We start from the raw sequence: 17800 nt of genomic DNA, 5'->3' as shown, positions 1-17800 counted from the left end.
CCCTCGTCGGCGCTACGGCGGCGAGGCGCACTCCAGAGTGAGCCCCGGCGGCAGCGCGGTGACCCCGGCCTGGACCGTCTCGGTCGCGACCGGCGCCGTCCAGGCGGTACCCGGCAGCGCGGCCGTCACCCGGACCGTCAGGGTGCTGCCGAACAGGCCGCCGAAGAGCTGCTGCAGGACCGTCTGGTTGATCGCCACGCTCCGGGTCGCGCCGTTGTCCGTGACCGAGGCCGCCACGCCGTTGATCGTGGCGGTGTAGGCGAGCGCGCGGGGCGTGCTGGTCTCCGGCCAGGTCACCGCGGCCGTCTCGAACAGCGGCCCGTCGGTGTCGCTGCAGGTCGTGGTCGTGACCGGCACCGACCAGGCCGTGACCGGCGTCGTCGGGCCCGCCGCGACACCGCCGTCTGCCCACAGCGCCCAGGCGACCCCACCACCCAGGCACAAGGCGAGCGCACCGAGCACCACCACCGCCGCCGTGCGCCGCACCGTCCCCTGCCGCACGGGCCCGCGCGGGTCAGCCACGTCGCGCCGCCCCGCGTAGGAAGACACCCAGCGCGACCGCTCCCACGGCCACCAGGGCCGCCAGCAGCAAGTTCGCCCCGGTCCGCGGCAGGCTGCCCGGCGCGTCCTCGCCCGGCGTCGCGCCCGGGTCCCGGTCGGAGTCCGCCCCGCCGCCGTCGGGGCCCGGCCCGACGGCGGAGAGCAGCACCGCTACGCCGATGCGCGCCGTGCGCAGCTGCGACGCGTTCGTCGCCGCCGGGTCGAACCGCACCTCGATGCCGATCGGGAGCTCCTCGCCGGGCGGCAGGTCGGTGATCGCCGCCGTCGGACCGTCTGTCCAGGGGCCGGAACCCGTTCGGACCCGCACGTCCAGCTCGTCGACCAGTGGGTCGCCCGCGCCGTCCGGCCCGCCATCGAGGTGGACCGTCACGGCGGCCGTCGCGTCCTCGCCCGACACGTTGCGCGCGTACAGCGTGCCAGTCGCGACGTCACCAGGCACCCAGACCAGGTCCGGGTCGAGCAGCGGCGTGGTGACGTCCGGCGTCCAGGTACTGCCGTCCACGCTCAGGACCAGCCGGTCCGGGCCGTCCGGGGCGTCCACGAGTACCGCGGAGTGCGCCGGGAGCACCCCCGCGACGCACGCGACGAGCAGTGCGATCAGGGCCGCGCATCGTGCCGGCGTCATCCGCGTCCTCCGTTCTCGAGCCGGCAGGCCCTGCCCTCGTGCTGAACGGCGCGCTCCTCCACCTGGCCGGTCCCGTCGGCGGTGCCCGGCCGGCCAGAGGGCACGGCCTCGCGGCCGGACCCGTCGCCGGCGACCACCCCCGGGCCGACGGCGACGGGCAGCTCCTGTGCCCGCGTGGACCGTTCGCGCACGGCACGCAGCACCTGCCAGCCTGCGTACCCGAGCAGCAGCACCGCGGCGACGGTACCGATCGTCTCCCGCGGGCCCGTGAACACTCCGGCGGCATGCCCGAGGTACGGCACGTGGTACCAGACGGCCCCGCGCACCTGGACGTCGCGCACGGCCTGCGCGTCGGGCACGTCGTTCGCGTCGCCCTGCGTGAGGTACGTCCGCTCGCCACCGATCGTCGTCCCGATGCCCACCACCCGATGGGTCACGAGCTGCTCCTGACCCGAACGGAGCTGATAGGTGACCACGGTGCCGGTGCTGATCCGTTCCGGCTCCACGGGCCGGGACACGATCAGCGTGCCAGCAGGGAACCCGGGCTCCATCGAGTCGGTCAGCACCACGTAGGGCGTCGCGCCCGCGAGCCGGGGCACGATCACCCCGATCACGAGGGCCGCGCCGCAGACGGCGACGACGAAGGTCGCGAGGGCTCGCCCCGCGAAGCGGGCTCCTGTTCGCACGGGTCGCCGTCCCGGGTCAGGGTGCCGGGACGACGTGCGCCTGCGTCACCTGGACCGTCACGTCCTCCAGTGTCGCGGTGAGCGCCTGGGTGTCGTTGCCGGAGTCCTCCGGGAAGGTCGCCGCGACGGTGACCACCAGGTCGGAGGCGGCCTCCACGGCCACCGGATCTGCCAGCGGGAGGGTGAGCTCCGTCCCGTCGAGCGTGGCTCCGTCCACGGTCACGTCCAGCGCCCCGGTCAGCGGGTTGGTCTCCGCCCAGGTCGGGGCGGTCACCGTGATGTCGCCGAGCGCGAGGTGGTCACCCGTGCCGCCGACGCTCAGCGCGCAGTCGGCGGTGACGGTGTCGCCCGGCACGATGCCCTCGGTCACCGCACCGCCGCCGTCGAGCACCCAGTCCCCGCAGGCCCCGTCGGTCACGGTCAGGGTGCCCGACGTGACGTCGGTCCCCGTTGCGAGACCGTCGTCGGTCCAGAACGCCATCGTGCCGGCACCGCCGAGCAGCAGCGCCGCGGCGCCGCCAGTCGCCAACGCGGCCTTGGTAAGTCTTTCCATGACTGGAACCTTCCGTGGTGGTTGCCCCCGCGCCACCACATAATCAGGTCCCGACAATGCGTGCGCGGTGCATCGCCGCGCATTTCAAGTTTTCACCCTGAATTCGCTTCATGAATCGCCGGAAATTCCCGTCCCGTCCCGGAAAACAGTGATGTGCTCTCGCATGAAGACGAATACAACGACCCGATTCCTCGGGCGGCTCGCGCGGAGGCACATCGAGATAGGCGGCAGCACCGTGGACTGGATCGCCGAGCAGCGATCCCACCGAGAAACACTCTGATACCGCCCCGGAATGCGCCGAGAAAGCCGGCGAGATCGGCTCATGAATGCATAACGATCAATTCCCGCGCCGCCACGGCTTCCGGCTCAGTCGTCCAGCTGTACGCCCAGGTGTCGTGCCTCGCCGTCCCAGCCGGCCAGCAGGTGGTCGACGACGTCCGGCAGCTCGGGCGGGAAGACCTCCAACGGCTGCTCACGCAGCTCGGCCGGCGTCAGCCACGCCATCTCGTCGAGCAGCTCCCGCTCGGCGGCGGTCCAGCCGTCGGACGTCACCGCGACGGCGTCCGGCGTCCTCGCGAGGTAGAACACCTCGTGCTGGCGGCACGTCTCGGCGAAGAACTCGAAGATGCCCGTCCGCGTGAGCACGGGGCCGACCAGGTCGTCGGCGGCCAGCGCGATGCCCACCTCCTCGCGGGTCTCACGCAGCGCGGCCTCGACCGGGGTCTCCCCCGGATCGATCCCGCCGCCGATCGTGAACCACCAGGACCGTTCCGGCTGGTTCACGTCGTGCCCGCGCATCACGAGCACGCGGCCGGCGTCGTCGACCAGGATGACGCGGGCCGCCGAGCGCTCGCGCATACCGTCCGACGCCGGGACCCAGTCGTCGCCAAGGGCCGAGGTGATGGACATGCGGGCCAGGATATCCGCTCCCGGCTCGGTCATGATGGGCGCATGACGCAGGTGTGGCCGGTCGCGGACCTCGAGTACGGGCGCTTGCTGGGGCTCGCGTTCCGAATGCTCGGAACCGTCGCGGACGCGGAGGACGCCGTCCAGGAGGCCTTCGTCCGCTGGAGCCGGCTCGACGACGGCGCACGGGCAACGGTGCGGAACCCGGTGGGGTGGTTCGCGCGGACGACCAGCCGCGTGTGCCTCGACATCCTGAAGAGCGCGTCGCGGCGGCACGAGCAGTACGTCGGCCCCTGGCTCCCCGAGCCCGTCCCGGACAGCCGTTACCACGTGCCGGCGCCCACCGACGTCGGCGACCCTGCGGACCGGGCCGCGCGGGCGGAGTCCGTGAGCATGGCGCTGGTGACCGTCATGGAGTCCATGACGCCGGCCGAACGGGTCGCGTTCGTGCTCCGCGACGTGTTCGACTACCCGGTCGCCGAGATCGCCGACGTCCTCGACCGCTCCCCGGGCGCCGTCCGACAGCTCGCGTCGTCGGCGCGTTCGCGGGTCGCCTCGCTCGGGCCGGACGAACCGGCGGGCGAGCCGGGCGCGCGCCTGGCCGCCGCGTTCGAGCGTGCGGCGAACACCGGCGACGTCGCGGCGCTCGTGCAGCTGCTGCACCCGGGCGTGACGCTCCGGTCCGACGGCGGTGGCATCGCCCGGGCCGCGCTCAACCCGGTCCACGGCCCGGACAAGGTGGCCAGGTTCGTGGTCGGCGTGCTCGCACGACAGCGTCCCGCCACGCTCACGAGCCGTTCCACGGACGCCGGCACCGTCCTGACCTTCGACCGTGACGGGTCGGTCAGCGGCGTGCTCGAGCTCGTGGTCCGCGACGGCGCCGTCATCGACGTCCTGATCCAGTGGAACCCGCGCAAGCTCCGGCTCTGGCACGCAGTGACCTGACATCCGGGGCCGCTGTCTCGTCTACCCGGTGAGACCCCTCGTCCGCGTGACGAGGCCACCGAACAGGAGAACACCAGATGAAGGCCATCACCGTCACCGACCGCGACGCAGGCACCGCTGGAATGCGGCTGACCGACGAGCCAGAACCGACCGCGTCGGAGAACGACGTCGCCGTCCGGGTGCACGCGTCCGGCTTCACGCCGGGCGAGCTGACCTGGCCGGGCACGTGGACCGACCGGGCAGGCCACGACCGCACCCCGAGCATCCCCGGCCACGAGGTGGCCGGCGTGGTTGCCGAGCTCGGGTACGGGACCACCGGGCTCAGCGTCGGACAGCGCGTGTTCGGCCTCGCCGACTGGACCCGGAACGGCACTCTCGCCGAGTACGTGGCGGTCGAGGCCCGCAACCTCGCGCCGTTGCCGGCCGACATCGACTTCGTCACCGCCGCCAGCCTGCCCATCTCCGGTCTCACCGCATGGCAGGGCCTGTTCGAGCACGGACGTCTCGAAGCGGGCCAGAGCGTGCTCGTGCACGGCGCGGCCGGCGGCGTCGGATCCGTCGTCGTCCAGCTTGCCCGCGAGGCGGGCGCGTACGTGATCGGCACGGGCCGTACGGCGGACCGCGCGGCCGCCGTCGACCTCGGCGTGCACGACTTCGTCGATCTCGGCAACGACGACCTCGGTGCCGTGGGGCCCGTGAACCTCGTCTTCGACGTCATCGGCGGCCAGATCGGCGATCGCTCGACGGACCTGGTCCGGCCGGGAGGCACCCTCGTCACCATCGCCGAGCCGCCGGCGCGGCAGCCGGACACCGGACGCTCCGTCTTCTTCATCGTCGAGGCCAGCCGCCATCAGCTCACCGAGATCGCCCAGCGTGTCCGGGACGGTCGGCTGCGGACCAACATCGCGGCCGCGCGACCGCTCGCCGAGGCGGTCGACGCGTTCAACCCGACCGAGCGGGTGGCCGGAAAGACCATCATCACCGTCGCGTAGAGCGGCCGCCCCTGCCTGTCCGGCTCAGAAGCCCAGGCTCCTGAGCCAGGCCAGCAGGTCGTCCTCGCGCTGGTGTGCCGTGCCGGGCTGCCAGGACCCGATCTCCTGTGCATCCACGATCACGCCGTCACGCAGGTAGATGACACGTTCGCCGCGGACGGCGACGCCGGGGTCGTGCGTCACCATGACGATCGTGGTGCCGCCGCGGTGCACGTCGGTGAACACGTCCATGACCTCAGCGCTCATGCTGCTGTTCAGAGCGCCCGTCGGCTCGTCCGCGAACAGCACGGACGGTTCGCCGGCGAGCGCCCGGCAGATCGAGGCGCGCTGCAGCTGACCACCGGAGACCTGGGTGATGCCGTGCTTCTTGAGGTGCGCGATGCCGAACCGCTCCATCAGCGCGTCCACCCGCGAGATCGCGGCCTTCCGGCCCTGCCTGGGCGCCGCCCTGAGGGCGGGCAGCAGGATGTTGTCCCGCACATCCAGGTTGCCCAGGAAGTGCGGCTGCTGGAACACGAAACCCATCCGCGTCAGACGGACCTTGCTCATCTCCGCGTCGCCGAGCGACGTCAGCTCCCGGCCCTCCAGCGTGACGTTCCCGCTGGTGGGCCGGTCCATGCCACTGATGCTGTACAACAGCGTGGACTTGCCGGAGCCGGACGCGCCCATGATGACGAGGAACTCGCCGGCGCGGACGGACAGGTCGATGCCGCGCAGCACCTCCGTCGGCGGTTCGGAGGAGAAGTACGTCTTGCTCAGCTCGCGCGACTCCAGGGTCACCGTTGCTTCGTTCATGAGTTGTCCCCTCATCCTCGGATCCATTCGCTCTTGTCGGTGCGCCGGATACCTGCCGTGAGCACGGCGACACCGATCCAGCCCGCCCCGAGCAGCAGCAGCGGGTACAGCGCGTACACGAGCCACGGGTTCGGGATGAAGGTCAGATCCGTGATCCCGAGCTGGACGGCGGCCAGCCCGGCGCTCGCCAGCGCCTGCCCGGCGGTCGCCGCGAACACCAGGCCCGCCGCCGTCCCTGCGGCCACCAGCAGCAGCGCCTTGGTCCGCACCTGTCCCACGAGCTCCCTCGACGAGAACCCGATCGCGGACAGCACGCCCATCGTGGGCCGGTCGCGGGTGACCCGGAGCTTGAGGAACAGGCTCGTGATGAGCCCGGCCACCCCGAGGCCGAACACGAGCGCGACCCAGGCCGCGCCCCGCATCGAGTCGATCAGGACCCCCATGGTCTCCCGGACGTATTCCTGGGTCGGGTTCACCCCCGCCGTCGGGAACTGCGCGTCGTACTCGTCGGCCGTCGCGGCGGGGTCCGCCCCTTCGTCCGCCAGGTCCGCGTAGACGGTGTAGGCCGAGGCACCCTCGGTCACGTCGCCCGGCATCTTGGCGGTCTGCCCGCCGTCGGTGATGTCCTGGTAGATCCCGCTGACCTGCACGGTGATCGGCTGTTCGCCGTCGTAGACCGTCAGGTCGTCCCCGACGCCCACCCGATACCTGTCCGCGTTGAGGACCGACAGCGCGATCTGGCCGTCCCCCGGCATACCGCCCTGGCTGAACCGGACGGCGCCGTCGGCGTGGTCCCCGACCGCGACGCGCAGTCTCGTCCGCCCGTCCGCGCTGTCGGCGCCGTAGTCGACGTAGGCAAGGGCCTCCACGTCCGTGAGGCGGTCGTCGTCCTCCATCGCGGCGACCAGCCGGCCCGTGACGCCGTCGACGTCCTCCTGGAACTGCACGTCCGCGCGCAGGTCGCGCTCCGGGCCACCCAGGTAGGTGACGAACCGCGGGCTCTCGAACGTGCTGACCAGGTTGGCCGGCAGCGTGATCAGCACCGCGGTCAGGCCGAACACCACCGGCAGCAGCGCCCACGCCCGGCCCTCTGCGCGCAGGTCGAGCAGGGCCAGGCGCCCGTTGACGCCCGCACCGGACGACGACGCCAGCCCGGTCCGGCGGACCCATCGCGCCTGCCGCCGCGCACGGCGGGCGGTCTGCTTCTCGTCGAGCGTGCTGCCGTGCACCAGGGCGTTCACGACCTCGATCCTCCGCACCCCACGCAGGACGCTGCGACAGATCCCGACCACGATCACGTAGACGGCGGCGAGCGCGACCAGCGGCACCAGGAACGTCCAGATCCCCACCGGCGCCTGCGCGTAGCTCGTCTGGACGTCTTGGGTGAGCGCGTTCGCCGCGAGGATCGCGAGCAGCCCGCCGACGACGCAGCCGACCAGCGCCAGGATGCGGTACTTCGTGAGGTAGAGCCCCGAGATCTCACGGTCGGGGATGCCGATCGCCTTCATCGCGCCGATCTCGTGGACCTCGTCCTCCAGCGTTCCCCGGATGACGAAGCGCAGGTTGAGCAGCGCGATCGCGATGAGGACCAGGCTGACGAACACCAGGGCGAACGCGACGAGGCCGTCGCTGAGCATGCTGATGATCCGGAGCTGCTGGCCGGTGACCACCTGGCCGTTCGTCGGTAGACCGCCGGTGCCCTCGTACGCGGTCTGGATCGCGTTCGCGGCACCGCCGGCCGCCAGCCGGTACTCCACGATGATCTCCGGCGTTGCTCCTCCGGCCTGTCTCAGCGTCTCGAAGTCGTCGGGGTGGATCAGGAACCGGGACGACGGCGACAACGAGGCCGCCATCTGGGAGTCCTTGACCTCTCCCTGCACCTTGAGCCGGTGGGGCCCGTCGTCGGTCCGGACCGTGAGGACGTCCCCGGCCGCCAGGCCGTACTGCTGCTGGTAGAGGACCGGGACGTACACCTCGCCGGGAGCCGGCTCGACGACGTCACCGGTCCCGTCGACCAGAAAGTCGAACTCCGTGTTCTGCGTGACGAAGAGGTTGTCGATCCGGCTGGCGGCCAGGTCGCCGGTCTCGCCGGTGTCCGGGCGCGACCAGGACAGGGAGGCACTGTCGTAACCGAGCATGTCCTCGACGAGCCATTCGTCGATCTCCGGCTCGTGGTCCACCGCGAACTGTGTCAGCGCCGCTCGGTCGTACGCCCCCTTGTGCATCTGGAGGAAGTCCGGGGGCCGGCCCTGCTCGGACAGCCTGCTGATGGAGCCGGCCAGCCGTTCCAGGACCATGGAACCCGTCGCCATGAGGAACGCACTCAGGACCAGGGTGACGACGATGGCCGCGTTGATCCCCTTGTTCTTGGCCAGGTCGTTGAAGGCGTACCGGCGGTAGAGCCGCTCCCCGTTATCCACCGTGATGCTCCGCATCCTTGGGGACTTGTGATCAGGACGCCCTCATCCTGTCCCGGTCGCCGCCCGGAAAGTATCGGTTCTTCCCCTGAAGCGACCCTGGCTCCCGAGCGCCGGCCCCTGAGCAGCAGGCATCGCGAACCCTGACCGGGTCCCCGCCTGTCGGACGGGAAGTCACCTGTCGCCGGTTTCGCCGGAAGGGCTTGACGGCGCCGACACCGCGCGCAGGAAGTCAGCGAGCATCTCGTCGACCGGGCGCGCCTCGTCGGTGACCCAGTCGAACACCTCGCGGTCCTGCCGGACGACGTCGCGCACGCCCGGGACGGCAGCGAGAGTCTCACCCTCCTGATCATGGTCGGTCACCGGAAACCCCTCGTCGTCGACGGAGACGCCCCAGGACAGTGCGCCGTTCGCCAGGACGTAGACATCGATCGAGAGCGCCCGGAGCAAGCCGTCCCAGGTGATGCCGTGGACCTGCACGGTGCGGTCGTCCGCCCACGGCTCACCCAGCTGGGCCGGTCCCGCAGAGACCGCGGCCAGGATCACCGGACGGTCCGCGAGCGCGGCGGCCTCATAGGTCATGCCCATGCTGGACTCGGACGAAGGAACGACGCCCGGTACCCGGCACACCGGCAGCAGCAGCCGTGCGTGCCGTCGCGCCTGCAGCAGGTGCACCACGGAGACGACGATGGAAAGCACCAGAACCACCGGCGCGCTGAGAACAGCGATCGGCAGCACGATGAACAGCAGGAACGGCACCGCAAGGACCCAGCCTGCGGTGCGTACGGCTCTGGATCCGCGCATCCAGGACACGACCGCTGTCCACGCAGACATCATGGTCCGGGCAGCTCGCTTCACTGGCGAGGCTTCACCCGTCTGGTCGGGAGAGCGCTCAGCGGGTCCTCCGGCCACGGATGGCGGGGGTAGCGGGCTCGCAGGTCGGCGCGGACCTGGGGATAGCCCTGCTTCCAGAACGAGGCGAGGTCACTGGTGATCGCGACCGGGCGGCGGGCGGGCGACAACAGGTGCAGGACGACCGGGACACGCCCGTCCGCGACAGCCGGGGTCGCGGTCCAGCCGAACACCTCCTGCAGCTTCACGGCGAGGACCGGCGGCTCGACGCCGTCGTACACAAGGCGGACCTCGGAGCCCGACGGGACCTGGAGCCGCTCCGGTGCGAGCTCGCCGAACCGGGCCGCTGCGGGCCACGGCAGCAGTCGCCGGAGCGCCGAAGCCACGTCGATGTGCGCAAGATCGCGTGAGCCTCGCACCGAGGCGAGCTCGGTGCCCAGCCATTCGTCGAGCTGGGCCAGCAGTGCTTCGTCGTCGACCGCAGGCCACGGGGCGCCGAGGTGGGCGTGACAGAACGCGAGCCGTTCCCGCAGGGCGAGCGCGGCCTCCGACCAGCGCAGCACGGACAGACCGCTGCGCCGGATGCCGTCGCGCACGGCCGCCTGGACGAGCAGCGGGTCGGGCTTCGCCAGCGGCACGTCGCCCAGCACGATCGCGCCGAGCGCCTCGACGCGCCGCGTCACGACCCGGCCGTCGTCCCAGCGGATCTGGTCGGTGGTCGAGAGGAGGTCCCCTGCGATGTCTCGCGCGGTCTGCTCATCGATCGGTGCCGCGGATCGGATCCTCGCGTCGGCGCGACCGGGAGCCCTGTCAGCGACCGCGATCGCCAGCCAGGTCGTGCTCCGCAAGGGTGACTGCGGATCCAGCGCGGCGCCCGTGCCACCAGACATCTGGTACGTCGCCGAGCCGGCTCCCCGGGCCCGCGCGATGCGGTCCGGGTACGCCAGCCCCACGACGATCCCTACCGCAAGATCGTCCGGTCCCCCGCGCGCCTCCGGACCAGCCGGCCCGCCCGACGCGTGGCCGGTCGCAGCGCTTCGACCGAGGCGCTTCGCTTCTTCTCGCCAGCGGGCCGTGGCTCCGCGGTCCTCGCCACGGCGAAGGGCCCGCCAGCGGGCCGGTAGATCGTCACCGGCGCCACGGCCGGAGTCGTCCGAAAGCATCGCGACGATCTCGCGCGCCCGGTCGGCGCCGACCCGTGGTGCCCCGTCCAGCAGCGCACGAGCAAGGCGAGGATGTGCCCCGATCGCCGTCATCCGCCGGCCTCGCTCGGTGATCCGGCCGTCGTCGTCGGTGGCATCGATGCGGCGCAACAGCTCTGTGGCCGCGGTCATCGCCGGCGCCGGCGGCGCGTCGAGCAGGGTCAGACCGGCACCCGCAGGCGCACCCCACGCCGCGAGGTCGAGGGCAAAGGCTGCCAGGTCGGCGATCGCGATCTCCGGTGCCGCGTGCTCGTCGAGGCGCGCGTGGTCGGTGGCCGACCAGCACCGATAGACGCGGCCTGGCGCCTCCCGCCCGGCGCGGCCGGCACGCTGGTCGGCCGACGACCTCGAGACCCGGCAGGTGACCAGCGCACCGAGGCCACGGGACTGATCGGTCCGCGGCTCCCGGGCAAGACCCGCGTCGACCACGACCCTGACCCCTGGCACGGTCAGCGAGCTCTCAGCGACCGACGTCGTGACCACGATCCGTCGGGTAGCGGCCGGCGCCAACGCGCGGTCCTGTTCAGCCCGTGACTGGCGGCCGAACAACGGGAGGACGTTCTGCCCGGCCAGCCGGCGGGTCACACCGTTGATCTCGGCCTCCCCCGGCACGAACACCAGGATGTCGCCCTCGTTCTCGGCCAGTGCACGCCGGACGACGGCCGCGACGTGATCCAGCAGGCGCGGGTCGACCCGCCCACCGGGGAGCAGCGGCACGGGGACCGGTGGTGGGGCCCACTCGACCGCGACCTCGAACAGCGCAGCGGACGCGGTGATCACAGGCGCCGGGACGTCCGTGCCCAGTGCGCGGCTCAGCCGGACCGTGTCCGCAGTGGCCGAGGTCGCGACGATCGCCAGGTCGTCCCGAAGATTCGCCCGGATGTCGACGCAGAGCGCGAGCAGCAGATCGGCATCGAGGTGCCGCTCGTGGCACTCGTCGATCACGATCGCGGCCACGCCCGGCAGCTCCGGGTCCTGCTGCAGACGCCGCACGAGGAGTCCTGTCGTCACCACCTCGACACGGAGCCCTTTGCCGCCGCTGCGTTCGCCGCGCATCGCGTAGCCGATCCGCTGCCCGAGCGGTTCACCGGCCAGCATCGCCAGCCGCGTCGCCGCCGCGCGGGTCGCCATCCTGCGCGGCTCGGCGACGATGATCGTGCCCCCGAGCGCGTCGGCCAGCGCGAGCGGCAACAGCGAGGTCTTCCCCGAACCCGGCGGCGCGACCAGCACAGCGGTGCCGCGCGACCGCACCGCATCGACCGTGGCAGGCAGCACCGCCCGGACAGGCAGATCCGCCCCCGGCACAGACAACTCAGGCAGCAGCACGACCCGACGGTAACCGACCACCACCGCGGAACCTGTCATCCGCCCGCAGGCTGCAAGAATGCGTCATCGTGAACCATCTGCTGGACCTCGGGTCCCGGAAGTTCTGGCGGCTGGTCGGCAAGCCTGTCGACCTCGCCATGCGCCACTCCTGGTTGCGCGCCCCGATGAGCCGTTCCTCCACGGTCGGGGACGGCTGGCTCGCCGCCGAGGCCGCGCACCACGGCGGCACGGTCGACGACGATGCCGCGACCACGGACCCGTCAGCGGACCGAGCACCCGGCCTCCTTCCGGCGATGACGATCCTCGACGGTCCCGGGTTCGACGCCTCCCGACTGGATCCGCGGATCCGCGACTTCTACGAGCACACCGCCGCCTGGCACATGGAGGTGTGGACCGGATGGTCACCCCTGTTCTGGCCGGCCGGTGAGCTGATCGCGCGGTTGTTCGCCCGCCGGGTCGAGCAGCTGTCGCTCCCGATGCGCCCGCTCGACGTCGCGCACGGGATGGACAGCCGGGTCCGCGTGATCCGCGACCGGGACGGCGAGCAGGTGGGCGCTGCGTGGCTGCGGACCCTCCGGCCGTCGGGCCGCTACGTGTTCAGCGGCTGCTACTCGGCACGCCGCCTTCCCGGCGCGGCACAGCCGAGCGTCCACGTCGCGTTCCCGCTCGAGTCCGGCAACGTCCAGGTGTTCCTGCGCCCGGTCGTCAGTGACGAGGGCGGGCTCGTCCTGGAGTCGCCCCCGGGACGGTTCGGGCAGGACGGCGCGTACGTCGTCGTCCACGACGGCGGGCGGGACTTCGCGGCGCGCATCCCGCTGCACGAGACCTTCCGGCTGTACTGCGACCCGTACGGGGTGCTCCGCACCGACCACGAGCTGCGGGTGCGACGCACCTGGATGATGCGCCTGCACTACAAGATGGAGCACGCCTGATGATCCACACCTTTCACCTCGCCGAGATTCCGGCCGCCGTGACGGCACGCGCGCTGCTGCGACCGCCGTCGGGCGCCACCACACCGGGACTGGACCACGCCGAGTGCCTGGCGCTGATGCGCCTGGGGGCGCCCACCGTCACCCCGGACCGGCTGCAGCTACGACGGATAGCGGTCTTCGCGCAGTGGCGCGACGAGAACGCCGTGGACCACTTCCTGTCCGACGACGCCCTCGGCCGCCACCTGGCGACCGGCTGGCACGTCCGCCTGGAGTACCTGCGCCGCTGGTCCCGGCTGGCGGCCCTCCCCGGTCTCCCCGCCCGGGCGGGCGGCTGGGACCAGGACGAACCCGTGGTCGCGGTGACCGTCGCGCGGATGCGTCTGCTCGAGGTCCCCCGGTTCCTGCGGTGGGGCAGACCTGTCGAACGCCAGGTGCGCGACCACCCCGGCACCACGCTCGCCCTGGCCGCCCTCCGGCCGCCGCACACGATCTCCACGTTCTCCGTGTGGCGCACCGTGCGCGAGATGGAAGAGATGGTGCACGGTCGCTCCGGTGTCCCCGCGGACCGACGGCACGCGGACGCCATGGTCGAACGCCGGCGCCGTGACTTCCACCACGAGTTCGCGACGTTCCGCTTCCGCCCGCTCTCCGAGCACGGCACCTGGGAGGGGCGGACGGGAATCGTTCCGCTGGACTGACTCCCTCGCTCGGCGGCCTTGAGCTGTCCCCCGTACGGGCTATGGAAAGTGTCCACACCAGGGGGATTCGTGACGCCGCGGTCTTCCATAGGTTCTCTGGTAACGGCGTCAGCGCGTCGTGACACACCGAGAACTGGAGGCACGACGTTGAAGACGATCCAACGGTCAGCGAGAACCGGTATCCCCCCGAGGCTCACCAGGGTGGTGATCGCGGCGGCGCTCACCGTCGCGACGGTGGCGGCCTGTGCCGCGACCCCGGATGCGGGCGCGGCGGACGGGGCCGCACCACTGGTCGCCGACGCGGCCACCACGCCGCGCATCACCTGGGGCCCGTGCCCCGCGCTGCCCGAGGACGCCGGTCGCGACCCCCGGCTCACCTGCGGAACCGTCGAGGTTCCGCTCGACTACCGGAACCCCGCCGGCGAGCAGATCGAGGTGGCGGTCTCGAAGCTGCCGGCAGCGAAGTCCCGTGACCGCCGCGGTGTCCTGCTCCTGAACCCGGGCGGCCCGGCGCTGCCCGGGCTGGACACACCGCGTGTCGTGGCGCCGACCTTGCCACCGTCGGTGTTGGCCGCCTACGACCTGATCGGCTTCGACCCCCGTGGCGTGGGGCACAGCACCCCGCAGAGCTGTGGCCTCGACGACCCGTCCCTCGCCGGACTCTTCCCGTACCCGGCGGCGGACGGCTCGATCACCGCGAATGTCGACCACGCCCGCACCGACGCCGAACGGTGCGCGACGAACGCCGGCAAGAAGCTCCGGTACTTCACCACCGCCAACGCGGCACGTGACATGGACCGCATCCGCGCGGCGCTCGGTGAAAGGAAGATCTCCTACTGGGGCCAGTCCTACGGCACGTACCTCGGCGCCGTCTACCAGTCACTGTTCCCGGAGCGCGCCGACCGGGTGGTCCTCGAGGGCAACGTCGACCCCACGAAGGTCTGGGCCAACGCGAAGGACAACTGGGGCAAGGCCATGTCGGAACGCTTCCCCGACGCGGCACGGATGGCGGCAGCGCGGCACAGCACGCTCGGACTGGGCGGCACCGTCGAGGAGGTGACCCAGACGTACCTCACACTCGCCGACCGCCTCGACCGCGCCCCCGCGCCCGTCTCCGGCACCGAGCTTGCCCTGACGGGTTCGATGCTGCGCACCGTCACCTACAGCCTCCTGCTGAGCAACGACACCCTTCCGGTGCTCACCCAGTTCTGGAAAGCCGCCGCCGGGCTGGCCGACGGCACGCTCACCGAGGCGGACGGCCAGGTGCTGCAGCAGGTGTTCGCCGCGCCGCCGCCGACCCCTGGCGTGCCGACCGACAACCAGGCCACCATGTTCCTGGCACTGACCTGTGGTGACGCCCGGTGGTCCGACGACGTCGACGAGTACGCCCGCCGGACCGCCGAGGACCGCGCAGCCTGGCCGCTCAGCGCAGGGATGCCCGCCAACATCTGGGCGTGCGCGTTCTGGCCGGAGCCGATCGAAGAGCCCGTCCGCGTGACCGGCAAGGGACCGCGCAACACGCTGATCCTGCAGAACCGCAGGGACAACGCCACACCGTGGGAGGACGGCCTCGGGCTGTCCAAGGTCCTCGGCAAGCGCGCGGCCTTCGTCGGCGCGGACAACGGCGGGCACTACGTCTACGACCAGGGCTCCACGTGCGTGGACGAGGCAACGGTGACGTTCCTGACCACCGGCCGGCTGCCAGGCAAGAAGGTCTACTGCACGGACGTCGCCCCGCAGTGACGCTGGTTACTGACGGCAAGGGTCCGTAGACGGGACTCCTGGTGGCTCGGCCGCTGACCAGCTGCCGTTTCACCAGGAGTTCCGGTGCCTCGGTGCTGAGCCTGAACACGTCGGCGGGTGATGGACCGAGCCGGGCCTCGGGCCCCGGCGACAGTTACCCTACGACGTGCCAACGAACGCGGGGATCGACCCGGACGAGCTCGCCACCACCCTTCGGGTGCTGGGCCGGCTCAAGGACCTCGATCCCAACCATCCCGACGTCCAGACGGTCAAACGGGCGACCGGTTACATGTGGAAGCTGCTCAAGAAGTCCCGCAAGGCCGCGGTCCGCGACGAGATTCAGGCGCACGACCGGAGCGTCATCGAGCGGACGGCGACTGGTTCGGCGGCGCGGATCGACGACGAGACCGCCGGCATCCCGCTGGTCTCGACCGCGCCGGGAGCGTTCGCCGGGGAGCTGCGCACCGCCCGCGGCTGCTACATCTGCAAGACGGACTACACGCTGGTCGACTCGTTCTACCACTGGCTGTGCCCGGCCTGTGCCGCGAAGAGCCACACGCGGCGCGACCAGCGCACGGACCTGACCGGCCGCCGCGCCCTGCTCACCGGGGGCCGCGCGAAGATCGGCATGTACATCGCGTTGCGCCTGCTGCGCGACGGCGCTCACCTCACCATCACCACCCGCTTCCCGAAGGACGCGGTGCGCCGCTTCTCGGCGATGCCCGACGCCGCCGACTGGCTGCACCGGCTCAAGATCGTCGGGATCGACCTGCGTGATCCCACCCAGGTGATCGCCCTCGCCGACGACGTCGCCGCGGCAGGCCCGCTCGACATCCTGGTCAACAACGCCTGCCAGACGGTCCGCCGGTCCCCGGGGTCCTACTCGCAGCTCGTCACGGGCGAGTCGTCGCCGGTCGCCCCGCTGCCCCACGGGCTGGTGGCGCCGGAGATGGTCACGTTCGACCACATCTCGGAGGCGCACCCTGCTGCCATCGCGGGGGCGCTGACCGCCTTGTCGGTCGCCCACCACGAGGGGCAGTCGCAGGACGACGCCGTCGCGATGCACAGCGCTGCGTCCCTCACGGCGCTGGCGCTCCGGGCGGGTTCCGCCTCCCTGGACGCCCACCTGGCCGGCACGGCCGTCGATGCCGGCGGGCTTCTCCCCGACCTGCAGACGACCAACTCGTGGACCCAGGTCGTGGACGAGGTCGACCCGCTGGAGCTCCTGGAGGTCCAGCTCTGCAACGCGATCGCGCCGTTCCTGCTCATCTCCCGGCTGCGGCCCGCGATGCGGGCCGCGACGTCCACGGCGCGGCGGGGGTACGTCGTGAACGTCTCGGCGATGGAGGGACAGTTCTCCCGCCGGTACAAGTCCGCGGGACACCCGCACACCAACATGGCCAAGGCCGCCCTCAACATGCTGACCCGGACCTCCGCGGCGGAGATGTTCGAGAAGGACCGGATCCTGATGACCGCGGTGGACACCGGGTGGATCACGGACGAGCGTCCGCACCAGGAGAAGCTGCGCATCGCGGCCGAGGGCTGGCACGCGCCCCTCGACCTGGTCGACGGCGCCGCCCGCGTCTATGACCCGATCGTCCAGGGCGAGGCCGGGACCGACCTGTACGGCAGCTTCCTCAAGGACTACGAGCCGTCGCCCTGGTAGATCCGGAGATGAGCCGTCAGTTGCGGGCGGCGTCGAGGATGACCCTGGTGACGGTGCCGGGCTGGGTCATCATGACGACGTGTGAGCTGTTGACCCGGACCGTGGTGGCTCCGGCTCGTTCGGCCATCGCGCGTTCGGCTTCGGGCGGGATGATCCGGTCCTGGTTGGCGACAATGGACCAGCTTGGGATCTCGGTCCAGGCCGGTGCGCCGGACGGGATGAGCAGCGCACCGAGGGCGCCGGGGCGCTGGCTGGCGGCCATGAAGCGGGCCTGGTCGCGGGGCAGGTCCTGGGCGAAGAGCCGGTGGAACCAGGCCGGGTCGATGTAGGCATCAGCGTCGTTGGCGGACGCGCCGGGGTACGGGCGGGTCACGAGGTGGTCGGTGACGACCGTGTGGCCGCCCCCGAGCTGGTTGGCGGCGGCCACGCTCTCGCCTTTGGCGGGTGCGTAGGCGGCGACGTAGACGAGTGCCTTGACGTCGGAGTCTCCGGTTGCCGCGTTGGTGATGACCGCGCCGCCGTAGGAGTGCCCGACGAGGACGATCGGGCCCGGGATGGTGTCGATGAACTGGCGGAGGTACTCGCCGTCGGACACGGGGCCGCGCAGCGGGTTGGAGAACGCCAGGACGGGGTAGCCGCGGTCGGTCAGCCGGTCGGCGACGGCTTCCCAGCCGCTGGAGTCGGCGAACGCGCCGTGCACGAGCACGATGGTGGGCTTCGGGCCAGCGCCCGGGTAACCGCTCTGGCCGCCGTGCGTGCTGGCGGGCGAGGTAGAGCCTGCAACGGGTGAGAAGGCGAGCAGTGCCGTGGCGAGCGCGGCGATCAGTGCGGTGGGGCGGGTGATGCGTCTTCTGGTCATCAGGGGGCCTCCTGTCGGGGTGCGTACACAAAAGATCATCCG

At 71.7% G+C, this 17800-nt stretch carries 16 protein-coding genes; 6 read left to right on the top strand and 10 right to left on the bottom strand.

The features are described from left to right. Nucleotides 1-12: 12 nt before the first annotated feature. From ACFS27_RS14155 to ACFS27_RS14135, 5 genes are all read right to left on the bottom strand, one after another. On the bottom strand, nucleotides 13-522 hold the full coding sequence (locus ACFS27_RS14155) for a hypothetical protein (RefSeq protein WP_377184039.1): 510 nt from the start codon (nucleotides 520-522) through the stop codon (nucleotides 13-15). Next, nucleotides 515-1186 carry a hypothetical protein gene (locus ACFS27_RS14150; protein ID WP_377184037.1) on the bottom strand — a complete coding sequence of 224 codons (672 nt, stop codon included), beginning with the start codon at nucleotides 1184-1186 and terminating at the stop codon, nucleotides 515-517. Before ACFS27_RS14150 ends, ACFS27_RS14155 begins: the two co-directional genes overlap by 8 nt. Next, nucleotides 1183-1872, bottom strand: a complete 690-nt coding sequence (locus ACFS27_RS14145) for a signal peptidase I (protein WP_377184035.1) — start codon at nucleotides 1870-1872, stop codon at nucleotides 1183-1185. The genes ACFS27_RS14150 and ACFS27_RS14145 overlap by 4 nt, the downstream gene beginning before the upstream one ends. 16 nt (nucleotides 1873-1888) lie before the next feature. Continuing rightward, a complete protein-coding gene (locus ACFS27_RS14140; RefSeq protein ID WP_377184033.1) occupies nucleotides 1889-2425 on the bottom strand; it encodes an alternate-type signal peptide domain-containing protein in 537 nt (178 codons plus the stop codon). A 366-nt stretch (nucleotides 2426-2791) separates the two neighbouring features. Beyond that, a complete protein-coding gene (locus tag ACFS27_RS14135) occupies nucleotides 2792-3334 on the bottom strand; it encodes an NUDIX hydrolase (RefSeq protein WP_377184031.1) in 543 nt (180 codons plus the stop codon). Between the two features lie 42 nt (nucleotides 3335-3376). On the opposite strand from ACFS27_RS14135, the gene ACFS27_RS14130 reads away from it, so the two are divergent. Beyond that, complete coding sequence (locus ACFS27_RS14130; RefSeq protein WP_377184028.1) at nucleotides 3377-4276, top strand: sigma-70 family RNA polymerase sigma factor; 900 nt, start codon at nucleotides 3377-3379, stop codon at nucleotides 4274-4276. 77 nt (nucleotides 4277-4353) lie between these two features. After that, nucleotides 4354-5268 (top strand): NADP-dependent oxidoreductase, encoded by a 915-nt coding sequence (locus ACFS27_RS14125; RefSeq protein ID WP_377184026.1) that lies wholly within the window; start codon nucleotides 4354-4356, stop codon nucleotides 5266-5268. Between the two features lie 24 nt (nucleotides 5269-5292). On the opposite strand, the gene ACFS27_RS14120 is transcribed toward ACFS27_RS14125, so the two are convergent. The 4 genes from ACFS27_RS14120 to hrpB all read right to left on the bottom strand — a co-directional run bounded on the left by ACFS27_RS14120 (nucleotide 5293) and on the right by hrpB (nucleotide 11860). Then, entirely contained in the window at nucleotides 5293-6063 is a 771-nt protein-coding gene (locus ACFS27_RS14120) for an ABC transporter ATP-binding protein (protein WP_377184023.1), read from the bottom strand. Between the two features lie 11 nt (nucleotides 6064-6074). Further along, nucleotides 6075-8483, bottom strand: coding sequence for an ABC transporter permease (locus ACFS27_RS14115; protein WP_377184021.1), 2409 nt, complete (start codon nucleotides 8481-8483; stop codon nucleotides 6075-6077). A gap of 171 nt (nucleotides 8484-8654) precedes the next feature. After that, nucleotides 8655-9284, bottom strand: a complete 630-nt coding sequence (locus ACFS27_RS14110) for a hypothetical protein (RefSeq protein ID WP_377184019.1) — start codon at nucleotides 9282-9284, stop codon at nucleotides 8655-8657. Between the two features lie 50 nt (nucleotides 9285-9334). After that, complete coding sequence (hrpB, locus tag ACFS27_RS14105; protein ID WP_377184017.1) at nucleotides 9335-11860, bottom strand: ATP-dependent helicase HrpB; 2526 nt, start codon at nucleotides 11858-11860, stop codon at nucleotides 9335-9337. A gap of 68 nt (nucleotides 11861-11928) precedes the next feature. Between hrpB and ACFS27_RS14100 the strand changes: the two genes are divergently transcribed. The 4 genes from ACFS27_RS14100 (at nucleotide 11929) to ACFS27_RS14085 (ending at nucleotide 16899) form a co-directional block, all read left to right on the top strand. After that, nucleotides 11929-12792: a hypothetical protein gene (locus ACFS27_RS14100; protein WP_377184014.1), complete on the top strand. Its 864-nt coding sequence runs from the start codon at nucleotides 11929-11931 to the stop codon at nucleotides 12790-12792. After that, nucleotides 12792-13490, top strand: coding sequence for a hypothetical protein (locus ACFS27_RS14095; protein WP_377184012.1), 699 nt, complete (start codon nucleotides 12792-12794; stop codon nucleotides 13488-13490). The genes ACFS27_RS14100 and ACFS27_RS14095 overlap by 1 nt, the downstream gene beginning before the upstream one ends. Before the next feature lie 201 nt (nucleotides 13491-13691). Continuing rightward, nucleotides 13692-15233 (top strand): alpha/beta hydrolase, encoded by a 1542-nt coding sequence (locus ACFS27_RS14090; protein WP_377184010.1) that lies wholly within the window; start codon nucleotides 13692-13694, stop codon nucleotides 15231-15233. Nucleotides 15234-15399: 166 nt separating this feature from the next. Then, complete coding sequence (locus ACFS27_RS14085; RefSeq protein WP_377184008.1) at nucleotides 15400-16899, top strand: SDR family NAD(P)-dependent oxidoreductase; 1500 nt, start codon at nucleotides 15400-15402, stop codon at nucleotides 16897-16899. 16 nt (nucleotides 16900-16915) lie between these two features. Here the strand turns inward: ACFS27_RS14085 and ACFS27_RS14080 are convergent, their stop codons facing one another. Continuing rightward, nucleotides 16916-17758, bottom strand: a complete 843-nt coding sequence (locus tag ACFS27_RS14080) for an alpha/beta fold hydrolase (protein WP_377184006.1) — start codon at nucleotides 17756-17758, stop codon at nucleotides 16916-16918. Nucleotides 17759-17800 lie beyond the last annotated feature (42 nt).

It is taken from the genome of Promicromonospora vindobonensis, assembly GCF_042685865.1.
GTDB classification, from domain to species: domain Bacteria; phylum Actinomycetota; class Actinomycetes; order Actinomycetales; family Cellulomonadaceae; genus Promicromonospora; species Promicromonospora vindobonensis.
This window is presented reverse-complemented; position numbering and strand designations above follow the sequence as displayed.

Coding starts and splice junctions, on each gene's coding strand:
- ACFS27_RS14135 (WP_377184031.1), bottom strand. CDS start 3,334: ATGTCCATCACCTCGGCCCTTGGCGACGACTGGGTCCCGGCGTCGGAC.
- ACFS27_RS14080 (WP_377184006.1), bottom strand. CDS start 17,758: ATGACCAGAAGACGCATCACCCGCCCCACCGCACTGATCGCCGCGCTC.
- ACFS27_RS14110 (WP_377184019.1), bottom strand. CDS start 9,284: ATGCGCGGATCCAGAGCCGTACGCACCGCAGGCTGGGTCCTTGCGGTG.
- ACFS27_RS14095 (WP_377184012.1), top strand. CDS start 12,792: ATGATCCACACCTTTCACCTCGCCGAGATTCCGGCCGCCGTGACGGCA.
- ACFS27_RS14130 (WP_377184028.1), top strand. CDS start 3,377: ATGACGCAGGTGTGGCCGGTCGCGGACCTCGAGTACGGGCGCTTGCTG.
- ACFS27_RS14125 (WP_377184026.1), top strand. CDS start 4,354: ATGAAGGCCATCACCGTCACCGACCGCGACGCAGGCACCGCTGGAATG.
- ACFS27_RS14140 (WP_377184033.1), bottom strand. CDS start 2,425: ATGGAAAGACTTACCAAGGCCGCGTTGGCGACTGGCGGCGCCGCGGCG.
- ACFS27_RS14120 (WP_377184023.1), bottom strand. CDS start 6,063: ATGAACGAAGCAACGGTGACCCTGGAGTCGCGCGAGCTGAGCAAGACG.
- ACFS27_RS14150 (WP_377184037.1), bottom strand. CDS start 1,186: ATGACGCCGGCACGATGCGCGGCCCTGATCGCACTGCTCGTCGCGTGC.